General features: G+C 35.2%; 13 protein-coding genes. 12 read left to right on the top strand and 1 reads right to left on the bottom strand.

Features of this window, described 5'->3' with window-relative positions; genetic code table 11:
• The first annotated feature begins 78 nt into the window (after positions 1-78).
• The 3 genes from OQ292_RS24330 to OQ292_RS24320 all read left to right on the top strand — a co-directional run bounded on the left by OQ292_RS24330 (position 79) and on the right by OQ292_RS24320 (position 4,029).
• Complete coding sequence (locus OQ292_RS24330) at positions 79-2,286, top strand: DUF5916 domain-containing protein (RefSeq protein WP_284686587.1); 2,208 nt, start codon at positions 79-81, stop codon at positions 2,284-2,286.
• Between the two features lie 65 nt (positions 2,287-2,351).
• On the top strand, positions 2,352-2,819 hold the full coding sequence (locus OQ292_RS24325; protein ID WP_284686586.1) for a putative quinol monooxygenase: 468 nt from the start codon (positions 2,352-2,354) through the stop codon (positions 2,817-2,819).
• A 28-nt stretch (positions 2,820-2,847) separates the two neighbouring features.
• Positions 2,848-4,029, top strand: a complete 1,182-nt coding sequence (locus tag OQ292_RS24320; RefSeq protein WP_284686585.1) for an esterase — start codon at positions 2,848-2,850, stop codon at positions 4,027-4,029.
• A 25-nt stretch (positions 4,030-4,054) separates the two neighbouring features.
• Here OQ292_RS24320 and OQ292_RS24315 read toward each other — a convergent pair whose 3' ends face one another.
• The gene (locus OQ292_RS24315; protein ID WP_284683176.1) at positions 4,055-4,873 is read right to left on the bottom strand and encodes an IS982 family transposase; all 819 of its coding nucleotides are present in this window, start codon (positions 4,871-4,873) and stop codon (positions 4,055-4,057) included.
• Between the two features lie 505 nt (positions 4,874-5,378).
• Between OQ292_RS24315 and OQ292_RS24310 the strand changes: the two genes are divergently transcribed.
• From OQ292_RS24310 to OQ292_RS24270, 9 genes are all read left to right on the top strand, one after another.
• A complete protein-coding gene (locus OQ292_RS24310; RefSeq protein WP_284686584.1) occupies positions 5,379-6,257 on the top strand; it encodes a helix-turn-helix domain-containing protein in 879 nt (292 codons plus the stop codon).
• Between the two features lie 73 nt (positions 6,258-6,330).
• Positions 6,331-6,906 (top strand): sugar O-acetyltransferase, encoded by a 576-nt coding sequence (locus OQ292_RS24305; RefSeq protein WP_284686583.1) that lies wholly within the window; start codon positions 6,331-6,333, stop codon positions 6,904-6,906.
• A 364-nt stretch (positions 6,907-7,270) separates the two neighbouring features.
• Complete coding sequence (locus OQ292_RS24300; RefSeq protein WP_284686582.1) at positions 7,271-8,380, top strand: NAD(P)-dependent alcohol dehydrogenase; 1,110 nt, start codon at positions 7,271-7,273, stop codon at positions 8,378-8,380.
• Between the two features lie 18 nt (positions 8,381-8,398).
• Positions 8,399-8,797, top strand: a complete 399-nt coding sequence (locus tag OQ292_RS24295) for a (R)-mandelonitrile lyase (RefSeq protein WP_284686581.1) — start codon at positions 8,399-8,401, stop codon at positions 8,795-8,797.
• 110 nt (positions 8,798-8,907) lie between these two features.
• A complete protein-coding gene (locus OQ292_RS24290) occupies positions 8,908-9,858 on the top strand; it encodes a DMT family transporter (RefSeq protein ID WP_284686580.1) in 951 nt (316 codons plus the stop codon).
• A gap of 186 nt (positions 9,859-10,044) precedes the next feature.
• Complete coding sequence (locus OQ292_RS24285) at positions 10,045-10,422, top strand: cyclophilin-like fold protein (RefSeq protein ID WP_284686579.1); 378 nt, start codon at positions 10,045-10,047, stop codon at positions 10,420-10,422.
• 76 nt (positions 10,423-10,498) lie between these two features.
• Positions 10,499-10,879, top strand: coding sequence for a hypothetical protein (locus OQ292_RS24280; RefSeq protein ID WP_284686578.1), 381 nt, complete (start codon positions 10,499-10,501; stop codon positions 10,877-10,879).
• A complete protein-coding gene (locus tag OQ292_RS24275; protein ID WP_284686577.1) occupies positions 10,828-11,559 on the top strand; it encodes a cyclophilin-like fold protein in 732 nt (243 codons plus the stop codon). The genes OQ292_RS24280 and OQ292_RS24275 overlap by 52 nt, the downstream gene beginning before the upstream one ends.
• A gap of 33 nt (positions 11,560-11,592) precedes the next feature.
• Positions 11,593-12,672 (top strand): Gfo/Idh/MocA family protein, encoded by a 1,080-nt coding sequence (locus OQ292_RS24270; RefSeq protein WP_284686576.1) that lies wholly within the window; start codon positions 11,593-11,595, stop codon positions 12,670-12,672.
• Positions 12,673-12,676 lie beyond the last annotated feature (4 nt).

Here is a 12,676-nt window from a genome sequence, read left to right as displayed (position 1 = left end):
GTATTGGATTGTTCCATGTAATTAAATAATCATACTTTCTACGAACTTTGATCTTACTAGATTAATAAATATGAAAGTATGAAAATGAAAAGCTACTATTTGCTTCTGGCAATTACTCTCAATTCTTTTTGGAGTATGGCACAGGAAAATACAGGCGTATTGAATGTAAATTATCTGGATAGAGAAATCTTAATTGATGGTGTTTTGAATGAGACAGCTTGGTACGAAGCAAATACAGTGTCTAACTTCTGGCAATATTTCCCCACAGATTCTATAAGAGCAAAAACTAATACCGAAATCAAAATTCTTTATAATGACGATGCCATTTATATTGGTATTTATGCCGAATCAGTTGGTGAAAAATATGTGGCATCTAGTCTCAAAAGAGATTTTAGCGGAGCCAGTAACGACAATATTTCTGTGCTTTTCGATACATTTAGCGACGGAGCTAATGCATTTCTTTTTGGAATTACACCCTTTGGTGTACAACGAGAATTATTAATTTCGGAAGGTGGTTCTGCCCGTGGTCTAAACCCTGCTTGGGATATGAAATGGCGCGCTGAAGTTAAAAGATATGATGACCACTATATTGCAGAATTGGTTATTCCATTTACCTCTATGAAATTTCCCGAAGGCTCTCAAAGTTGGCGGTTTCAAGCTTATAGATTCGATTACCAAAGTCAAGAACACAGCGCTTGGGCGCGTGTTCCGCAAAATCAATTACTTTCTAGCTTGGCTTTTATGGGAACACTCCATTTTGAAAAACCACTTGGTAAATCTAGAACTCCACTAGCCTTAATACCTTATGTAAATACACTGGTGCAAAACAACTCAATTAGCGAAGAATCGAGTGTAGAGTTTAAAGTAGGAGGGGATGCGAAAGTAGCCATTGGTAATGGTATGAATCTAGATATTACCATTAACCCCGATTTTTCGAATGTAGAAGTGGATGAAATTTTTACAAATTTAACCCGATTCGAAATTCAACTTCCAGAAAGGCGACAGTTTTTTATTGATAATAGCGATCTCTTTGGTTTGTATGGCAGTATTTATAATGATGCTTCTCCATTTTTTTCTAGAAGAATTGGTTTGGCAAGAGATACCACTGGTAATTTAATTCAAAATAGAATTATTGGTGGCGCGCGATTAAGCGGTAAACTGAATCAGAATTGGCGATTGGGGTTTCTTAATATCCAAACTGATGAAGATATTGAAAATGAGATTGCTTCTAACAACAACATGATGCTGGCAATCCAACGAAAAGTATCTGCAAGATCGAGTATTGGCGCTTTTTTTATTAATAGGCAAACATTTGAAGATTACGATTTTGTTTCTTCTGCCGAAAAGTATAATCGGGTTTATGGTGTAGATTATAATCTGGCATCAAAAAACAACAATTGGACAGGTAAATTTTATGTGCATCAATCTATACAACCAGATGACAGTAGAGGTAATTTATCTTCACAAGCTACGGCCGCTTATAACGATAGGTATTGGTACTTCTCCGCAGATATCGTTCATATAGATCAAGATTTTCAATCAGATTTAGGTTTTATTCCCCGCAAAGACATTGTAAAGTATGGAATGGGGATTGGTAGAACATTTTATCCAAAAGGAGGCATCGTAAATAAACATGTATTGAGGTTGATCTCTCTAACTTTTTGGCGGCCTAGTTTCGATTTTAAGAAAACAGATCAACTTTGGCGGCCAGAATATACCATAGAGTTTAGAGACCAGTCAAGTCTCGAAATGCAATACCTCGATCAGTATATTTACCTAACTAATGATTTTAATCCTACAGGAAAAGAAGGAGATGCCATTTTAGGAAACACTGGGTATGATTTTAAGCAGCTAACAGCTACTTATACCTCAAATGTAACCAAACCTTTTACCTATGGTTTTACAACTACGCTGGGGCAATTTTTTAATGGCAATTCTTATTCTTATGGTGTTACACTTGGCTATCGTTTACAGCCTTATGCCAATTTTAGTGTAAATGCTCAATACGATAGAATTAGATTACCCGGAGAAATACTCGATGCAGACTTTTGGTTGCTTACTCCTAGGGCAGAAGTAACCTTTACAAAATCTATCTTTTGGACAACCACCATTCAATATAGTAATCAACGCGACAATCTTGGAATAAATTCAAGAGTACAATGGCGATTTGCACCACTGTCAGACTTGTTTTTGGTATATAATGATAACTATTTTCCTGTCGGCTTCGGCCCAAAATTTAGATCTATCAATTTAAAATTGAACTATTGGTTTAATCCTAAACTGTAAAATATGAAATCTACAAAAAGGCAAATAGAACTACTAAAAAGCTAAGCATTGATTTAACAGAAACTATGGAAAAACTCAGATCAATTAATCATTTTAAAATCAGCATAATAAGCCAGATAATTATAACTTTTACCTGCATTACCATGTTAATTAGTGGTTGCAATGCTTCATTAGGAATCAATAACCCAATTGCCACTTTAAAAAACTTTGAACAACATAGTGATATGGTAATTCGCTTTGCCAAATTGGAGATAAAACAGGCTCAGCTTAATGATTACGAAACTTATCTAAAAGAAGGAATTGAAACAGCAATAGCCAAAGAGCCCGGTGTTTTAACAATGTATGCCCTTCAAAATGAATCTGAGCCATCTAAAATTACCATACTCGAAATATATGAAAATGATTCTGCCTATCAAGCACATATTGAATCGGCTCATTTCCAAAAGTATAAGACGGGTACTTTAGAAATGGTAAAATCGCTTGAGCTAATCGATTTAAACCCAATTGTTTTTGGAGTAAAAACTGATAACTAAATAAATAATGAATATAAATTATCTAACAATGAAAACAGCACTCACAACCATATTGCTGGCATTAACTTCTTTCTCGTTAATAGCACAGCAAAATATCTTTAATAGAACTGAGATAGTTTCTCCCGAAATTAATAAAGATAATACAGTTACTTTTCGACTGAAAGGGCCAGAAGCAAGCAAAGTTACAATTTCTGGTAGTTGGATGCCGAGTAAAGGTTTTGAATCTCCATCAGAAGAAATGCATAAAGGTGATAGTGGCGTATGGACTTACACAACCGAAGCATTACAGCCAGAACTTTATAGATATTCTTTTTCTGTAAATGGTGTTCGTACTACCGATCCTAGTAATGCTTTTGCCATTCGCGATGTAGCTACTTTATCCAATATATTTTTAATAGAAGGAGGCAAAGCAGATAACTACAAGATAAATGATGTGCCTCATGGTACAGTTGCTTATAGATGGTACGATTCTCCGGGTAACGACAAAAAAAGAAGATTAGCTGTTTATACACCAGCAGGATACGAAAACAGTGAAGAAAATTATCCAGTATTGTATCTGTTACATGGCATTGGTGGAGACGAAGAAGCATGGCTTGGATCTGGTCGCGCTAAGCAAATTATGGATAACTTAATTGCACAGGGTAAGGTAGAGCCTATGATTATGGTAATGCCAAATGGGAATGTTTCTCAACAAGCAGCACCGGGAGAAGCTAGCGATGGTTTTAAAAGACCAACTTTTATGTTACCTCATACGATGGATGGCAAGTTTGAAGAAACCTTTATAGATATTATAAAATTTGTAGAAAGTAATTATCGCACTGTAGAGAAAAAAGAAGGCCGTGCAATTGCTGGTTTGTCTATGGGTGGTTATCATACAGCTTATATTTCTATGAATTACCCCAATACTTTCGATTATGTTGGTTTATTCTCACCTGCTATCAACGTAAATAACAATCAACCTAAAATCTCAGTAGCTTATCAAAATATTGATGAGAAACTAAAAGCTCAATTAGATAATGGTTATAAATTGTATTGGATTGCTGTTGGTAAAAATGATATGCAAATGTTGTTAGATGGTATTCAGAAATATCGCAAAGACCTAGATGCCATTGATATGAAATACGCTTATAAATTAACTGAGGGTGGACATACTTGGGAAAACTGGCGCGATTACCTTGTAGAGTTTTCACAAAGTTTATTCAAAAAATAAATAACTATATAACCCAAGTTGCGGTTTACAAAGATTTATGAATAGTGAAGGCAAAAATGAAGAGCACGATCTTAAGGATGAACCCTTGGGCAGTGACGGCATGGATTTTCAAAGGGAACCATGCCAAGATCTCAGAGAAAGTGGTCTCGATCCTTTTTCGCATCATGTCCTTCAAGTATGCCATGGCCGGATGGTCTGGCCTTTTGGAATTTGACTTTCGGACCGCGAGTAGGTGGATGTGCTCAAGTTCTTTGTAATAATCTTCTGTCTCATAGTCTGTATAGGCACTATCGGCGAACAGCTCACTGTCAGGGGGCAAATCGATATCCATACTCTTGAACGCGGTTATGTCATGGTAAGAGCCCGCACAGATGAAGTATTCGACCGGGATGCCGTCCGAAGTGGCGATGACCTGGACCTTAAAGCCATAGAAGTACTCCCTTTTGGACATGTTCTTCCCTCTATAGGCCTTGTCGCCGAGCAGTCTGCAGTTGTTTATCCGGATGTTTTTGCAAACGGCGACCGGGAAAGAATCGATGAGGTACCGGCTATCGGTGTTCAGTTCTTTTATGGCCTGGCCGAGGGCAAAAAACAAGCTTGAGATTGTTGGCGCGAGCCGATGCAGATGGCGGTTGAAATTGGATTTGTCGGGAAAATCAAACTGGTGGCCCTCTCTTAGATAAGCCCGTGCCCTTACATAGTTGCAACCGAAAAACCTGGCGGCCACAATGGCAGTGGTGATGATCTGGGCATCTGTCAGCTTGCGCATATGTCCCTCTTTTGGGCGCCCGATTTTTAGATAATCGTCAAGAAAACAGTAAATTGCGATGGTGAAGTCTTCCATTGTAAATTAGGTTTGGCGACTAAAATTTACAATTAATTGGTTGACTTCACTTTATTTTCATCATATATCGCAACTTGAATTATATAGCTTACCATTGTACCTTCAATATAATTTATAACAAAGCTTACACCTTATATTAAGGTACATTTTCCTTCCAATTAAGACTAACTACTTAGTCTAAGTATCCAATTTGTACTGCCCTTAGCTCATTAGAGATTGAATAGTTTGAAATTTATATCTTTTGATTTGATATTCTTTACTTTGAAAGGCAAGCTCCAATTTATATTTGTATCATATTCTGATGGTTATATGTGAACTCTAAAAACGATTTTAGAAAATAGCTTATAACACTTCTGAGTATCTGTTTTCAAAAAGAAAAACTTAATTCACCTAGTTATTAACTAATGCCTAAGTTTCTAATAAGGAAAGAGCTTTAATTTCATATACCTTTTCTGTATGGATAAGTAAAGCAAAATCCTCAAACTTGGCTCTTCAACTAATAAAAATGAATATTAAAAAAGAACACTTGGTTTCTGAGTTCAATAGCGAACTTAAACTTAAAGGGTTCAATGTATTTGAAATTGATAAAGACAGCTATGCGACAAAAATTTACAGTAGAAAAGATTTCTATAAAATTTGCTTAACTACTGGTAAAAGCATTATCCATTATGCTGATCGAAGTTTTGAACATGAAGGTACCATATTATTTTTTGGTAATCCTCATATTCCATATTCTTGGGAATCTTACTGTAGAAAATATACTGGTTATACCTGCTTGTTTTCTGAAGAGTTTTTTAAACAATGTAACCAGTCAGATATCCTTCAAAAATCTCCTTTATTTCAATTAGGTGGTACACCAATTTTAAAAATTACTGATACGCAAAGAGCATTTCTAAATGAAATTTTCTGCAAAATGATAGAAAATCAGCAGTCTAATTATTCATATAGAGATGAGTTGATAAGAAATTATATTCACCTAATTTTTCATGAAGCATTAAAAATGCAACCTTCAGAAAAGTATGATGCATATAAAAATTCTGCTTCACGTTTAACATTAGTATTTTTTGAACTTCTGGAACGCCAATTTCCGATAGAAAGCCTTGATCTTCCACTTAGACTAAAAACAGCTCAAGACTATGCATCAAACCTTTCTGTACATGTAAATTATTTAAATAGAGTGGTAAAAGAAATAACAGGCAAACCAACTACAGTACACATAACTAATAGAGTGGTAAAGGAAGCAGAAGCACTGTTACGAAATACCAATTGGAGTATATCAGATATTGCCTATGCTCTTGGCTTCGAATACACTACCTACTTTAGCAATTTTATTAAAAATGCCACTGGCAAAACTCCTAAGACAATAAGAGCAACTGATATTTGAATACCTTAATTATCAATTTGATATTTTTAATAGACTAAATATATTTCTAATATAAAATTAACAACACAATAAAATGGAACATACATCAGAAAATAATGATATAATCTATAGACTTAAAACAGGTGAAACAATTCCAATGGACCATCCAGATTTCGGTAAATTGGCAGACGCTGCTAGTAATATATTTAATCAATTGTCGCGCTTTAATAATACTCATAATATAGATCAATTGAGAAGTGTTTTTAGTGTAATTATAGGAGAAGCACTAGATGCTACTAGCACTGTATATCCACCTTTTTATACAAACTATGGCAAAAATATTTCTATAGGCAAAAATGTCTTTATCAATCATGCAGCGAGTTTTTTAGACCTTGGAGGTATTATAATAGAAGATAATGTAATGATTGGACCCCGTGTAAATATTTCATCAGAAAATCATCCAGTAGACCCTGCAAATCGCAAACAATTAATACCGGGAAAAGTAACAATCAAGAAAAATGCTTGGTTAGGAGCAGGAGTAACTGTACTACCAGGTGTTACAATTGGTGAAAATTCTGTAGTAGCAGCGGGCGCTGTAGTTACACAAGATGTACCAGATAATGTTTTAGTTGGAGGTGTTCCTGCTAAAATTCTTAAGAAACTTAACTAAATGCTAGTAGTTAGCAATAATCGTTTGGTAATAGAACAAATATTTAATAAATCATCTACTCTCAATAGTTTGAAATTCTTAATTTTTGGATTGATTATCTTTAACCCATTTATCTCCGCTTCACCTAGCTTTGTACTATAAATTAATGGATATATCACATTCATTAATTTTTCAGGTCAATAATTTAAATAGTTTTCTGAATAAAACAGACTTTCTGACTAACAAATACACGCAGATAACATAGAACACAATACGCTAATTACAAGACTAACTGTCATTAATCAATCAGCTATTGCAGGGCTTTGTAAGAGGACATTGCCCTGCAACTTTTCCAACAAATTATACAATTTAAAGAACTACAAAAGTGAAATTAAAAAATTTAATAGGATTGATATTGCTGTTTATTTCAGCAACATCATTTGCACAAAAACCAATTAATGCAATAGGATTAGCAACTAAAGCAAATTCTAATTTCGAAAGAATAGAATTTACTAGACATGCAGTAGGAGACAATGATATAGAAATTGAAATCTTATACGCAGGTATCTGCCATAGCGACTTTATGGTAAAACAAACACCTAATCAAGTAGTACCTGGACACGAAATAGTTGGCCGCGTAACAAAGGTTGGAAAAAATGTAAGCAAATTTAAAAAAGGTGATGTGGCTGGTGTTGGTTGCATGGTAAACTCTTGTGGACACTGTAAATACTGTAAAGCAGGAAAAGAACAGTTTTGTGCTGAAGGAACAGTTTTTACCTATGGTTTTCCAGATCGTTTCCACGAAAATCATATTACTCAAGGAGGTTATTCTAATGTAATTACTATTACCGAAAAATTTGCTATTCAAGTTCCCAAAAATGCCGATATTAAAAAAGTAGCACCACTTATGTGTGCGGGTGTAACCACTTGGTCGCCTATCAAATTTAGCGAAGTTGAAAAAGGAGATGTAGTTGGAGTAGCTGGTTTTGGTGGACTTGGCCACATGGCTGTTCAATATTTGGTTGATCTTGGAGCAAAGGTTACAGTTTTTGATATTACAGATGATAAAAGTGCTGATGCGAAACGTCTTGGAGCAGAAGAATATGTAAACGTAAAAACTACAAAAGACCTTTCAGCATTAAACGATAAATTTGATTTCATCATAAGTACAATACCGGCTAACTACGAGCCTATGATGTATGTAAAAATGTTAAAAATGGATGGTGGCGAACTGGCTATTGTTGGCTTACCAGCTAATGCCACAATTCCAGTTTCTCCATTTGTAATGCAATCTGCACATAGACGAGTTTATGGTTCTCTAATTGGTGGTATTCCTGAAACACAAGAAATGCTAGATTACTCAGTATCTCACGACATTTACCCAGAGATTGAAGTAATTAAAGCAGAACCAAAAGTAATAGATGAAGCATATGAAAATATCGAGGAAGGAAAAGTTAAATTCCGCTATGTAATCGATATGCAAACTATTAAATAAATCTAAAAAATAAACAACATGGAAATTACAAGAAACGGGCAAATACCCTCTATGAAAGGACCTGAAGATTGGTTTTCAGGATCTGTAAGATTAGACCCTTTGTATCAGAATAAAGAAGACATAACAAAAGGCTCAGGTGCTTTAGTTACATTTGAAGCTGGCGCTAGAACTGCATGGCATACACACCCAGCAGGACAAACATTAATCGTGGTTTCTGGCCTTGGTTGGGTACAACGCGAAGGTGGTCCGATAGAAGAAATTAAGCCAGGAGATGTAGTTTGGTTTGAGCCAAACGAAAAGCATTGGCATGGAGCTTCTGCAAACAAGGCCATGAGCCATATTGCAATTCAAGAAGCGGTTAATGGTAGTGCAGTAACTTGGATGGAAAAAGTAACAGACGAACAATATTCAAAATAAAGATTAACACATTTTCAAAGCAAATTACTTGGGCGCGAAGTAAAATATTAGATTGCTCTCATTATTTGTATTACATTGAAGATGTGTGAAAAAATAAAAGACTCTATCAAGTGAATAGCATATTAAATGATAAACAACAGGGGTTGTTGGCCATTTTTATTGCAAATACAATATTTGGGTTAAACATCCCTGTTACCAGATCGATTGTTGCCCATTGGATGAGTCCAATGGGATATACCATAACAAGAATGTTGTTTGGAGCGATTATCTTCTGGATAATCAGCTCCTTTCTCAAATACGACAAGGTTCAAAAAAAAGACCTTTTAATGCTGATGATCGGCGGATTAATGGGTTTTTTAGGTACACAATTATTGTTTTCACAATCTCTAGAATATACCACTCCGGTTGTGTTCTCACTATTAATGGCATTAACACCTGTGGTAGTACTTATACTATCTGCAGTAATGCTAAAAGAAGGCATTCCCAAAAGAAAAATTCTTGGTATAATCATTAGTATTTCAGGCGCAGCACTCATCATCTTGCTAAGCGGAACACAAGGCGAAATGGGCAGTAATAATACTCTAGGCATTTTTTATGCATTTCTTTGTGTGCTTTGCTATGCGGGTTATTTAGTGTTAACAAGAAAAATTTCCATGAAATACCAACCTGTAACTGTAGCTAAATGGATGTTTCTATTTTCTGCATTAGCATCGTTGCCTTTGAGTTATAGCAGTTTGCAAAACCAGAGAATGTTTTCAGATGAAGCTACATTTCAAGCGTATTCTTTACTTGCCTTTTCTTTGTTGTTTTCTACTACTATGGCTTTTTTCTTGATGCCTGTAGCACTCAAACGATTAGAAGCAAGCACAGTAAGTATTTTCATGAATTTACAACCAATTGTGGCTTCTGTTGTCGCCATTGTAGTAGGGCAAGACGCATTTACTTGGGATAAACCAGTTGCAGCTTTATTAGTGGTAATTGGTGTATATTTAGTTACTACCCAAAAAGGCAATCAGCATAAAAAGGAAGTAGCAACTAAGAAAAGTGTTTCTCAAACTTAGGTTAAGCACTTCTAAAAAATCAAATTATTTGAAATTCTTAATTATTGGTTTGAAATCCTTACGACCAACATCATTTCAAAAGTGTTAAGTATCTAATAGATAATAGAAATGTTTGATTCTTATATATGTGAGTTATCAAATAACATCAATCTTTAAAGCCAAAAATATAATCGACAAAAAGGAATTATGTCAAATACAATAAAAAACGGAACAGCTGTAGCCCTCATACTGGGTAATACAACAATTAGAGCAACCTTAAATGAGTCAACTACAGCAAAAGATTTACTATCTAAATTACCATACAAAGTTACATTAAACCGGTATGAGTTTGATTACTGTGGAGTAATGCAAAAATCTTTAGCTTTTGATGAAGCTGATAAACACAATGGTTGGGAAAATGGTGATATCTGTTTAGCTGGAAGTTATTTCACGATTTTGTTTGATGGCGAAGAACATTCTGCATCACACTCAGGGCTTATTAGAATTGGTAAAGTAGAAGAAGGAGATCTTTCTAAAGTCAAAAGTTTAGCAAGTGAAGTAGAACTCACAGTGAGCTTGGCTTAAAAAAGCCTCAGCATAGACTAGATATCAGCTTAGTTATACAGAATATAATTATTAAAACTACTATCAATCACATTGCATGAAAAAGATAATTATAATTCTTGGTTACATTTTTACCTTAGGATTTGTTGCTTGCAGCGATGATGATTCTGAAACTAAAACCATTACTCCCGAGAATGAAAATATTGAGTCTACAGATGATTTAGCATTTACTCGTGTACCTAATTCATATAATCAAAAAATTACCCAAGCTGGAACAATTGAAACCTTAACATATTATACCGAAACAAGTGGCGGAGATACTTTTGGCAAAACAGCTAATGTTTATTTGACCTATCAAAACGATAGTAACCAACAATACGAAATTCTTTATTTAAGCATGGTGCTGAAGGAAGCAGCTCTACACTTATGGGAAATGCAAATTACAGTATTTCACTTAAATATGTTTTCGATAATATGATTCATAATGGAGATATCAGACTTGTTATAATCGTAACTCCTACCTTTTACAATGGTGGCGCTAACAGCATATCAGATGTTCATACATTAACACATGCTTTTCAAAATGAACTAAGAGAATATTTAATTTCTGCTGTTGAAATTACAGTTGGTACAACGATTATCTATATAATAGACTTCCTTATTTTTTCTCTAACACTGAAGAATAAAAAAGACATTATGAAAACGCTATTCTTCATATCGCTATTTAGCAGCTTGTGCTTTATAAGTTGCGCACAAAACGATAAAAAAGGTTCTAATCATCAACAAAATATACTTGAAAATATGAAATTAAAAATAACTGTAGGAGAGGTAGAGCTAACTGCCACTATGTACGATAATCCTACAACACAAGATCTTATTTCTATGCTGCCTATCACTACAGAACTTGAAGATTATGCAAGTATGGAAAAAATCTTTTACCCAGAAAGAAAACTATCTAAAGAAGGTGCACCAAGTGGTTACAAGCCTTCAGTGGGTGATATAACCTATTATGCTCCATGGGGAGATATTGCCATCTTTTACAAAGATTTTGGTCATGCAAGTGGGCTAATTAGTCTTGGCAAAATTGAAAATAATGGCATAGAACAATTACGAAAAGCAGGAAACACTCCTGTAACCTTTGAATTAATTTCTGAATAAAATTTAAGATTCAAATTAGAAAAGACTAATCTTATGAGTAAAATTAGAATTGGATTTATAGGCTTAAACCCCGATAGCCACTGGGCAGCGACTGCCCACTTACCAGCATTACAAACCTTATCAGACGACTTTGAGATTATAGGTGTGGCAAACAGCAGCCTAGAAAGTGCAGAGAAAACAGCCAAAGCACTTAACCTCAAACATGCATTTAAAGATTATAAAGAATTGGTGCAATCTCCAGATGTAGATTTGGTGACTGTAACCGTAAAAGTACCTTACCATTACGAATTAGTTAAAGCAGCATTAGAAGCCGGCAAGCACATTTACTGCGAGTGGCCACTTGGAACCGGACTCAAAGAAGCCGAAGAACTAGAAGCTTTGGCCAAAGAAAAAGGAGTAGTAGCTGCAATCGGTACACAAATGCGCTTTGCACCGGAAGTTACTTATCTTAAAAAATTAATTGAAGAAGGCTATGTAGGTAAAGTACTTTCAACTACATTAATTGGAACAGGCGGAAACTGGAGTAGCGAAACCATAAGCGAATATTACTACTTATTCGATAAAAAAAATGGAGCAGCTATGTTAGAGATTCCATTGGCGCATACCTTGGTAGGCCTAGCTGAAGTGTTAGGAGATATTGATTCAGTTTCGGCAAATATGTTCAGTAATTTTGATGAGGTGAAAATTACAGATACCAATGAGGTAAAACCCAAAACAGCCGAAGATCAAATTATGCTACAAGGTCGCTTAAAAAGTGGAGCGGCGTTATCAGTTCATTACCGTGGTGGGGTTTCTAAAGGCACAAATTTACTTTGGGAGATCAATGGCACAGAAGGCGATATACAAATAACTGCTGGAAGTGGACACGGTCAAATGGCAGCATTATCAATAGCTGGTGCAAAAACTACAGATGAAGAAGGCTTAAAACCACTTACACCACCAGCAGAAGCATTAGAAGGATGGCCAGAATTTCCGGGAGCTCGCAATGTAGGTCATATCTACCAGCGCATCGCAGAAGATATTAAAACAGGTTCGCATAAAGCACCAAGTTTTACCGATGGTTTGAAATGGCATAAACTTATTGAATCAATAAAGAATTCAGCTAAATCATAATATA

The sequence above is a fragment of the Chondrinema litorale genome, assembly GCF_026250525.1.
Taxonomy (GTDB): Bacteria; Bacteroidota; Bacteroidia; order Cytophagales; family Flammeovirgaceae; genus Chondrinema; species Chondrinema litorale.
Note: the sequence above shows the minus strand (reverse complement) of the source record. Positions and strands in the feature narration are given on the sequence as shown.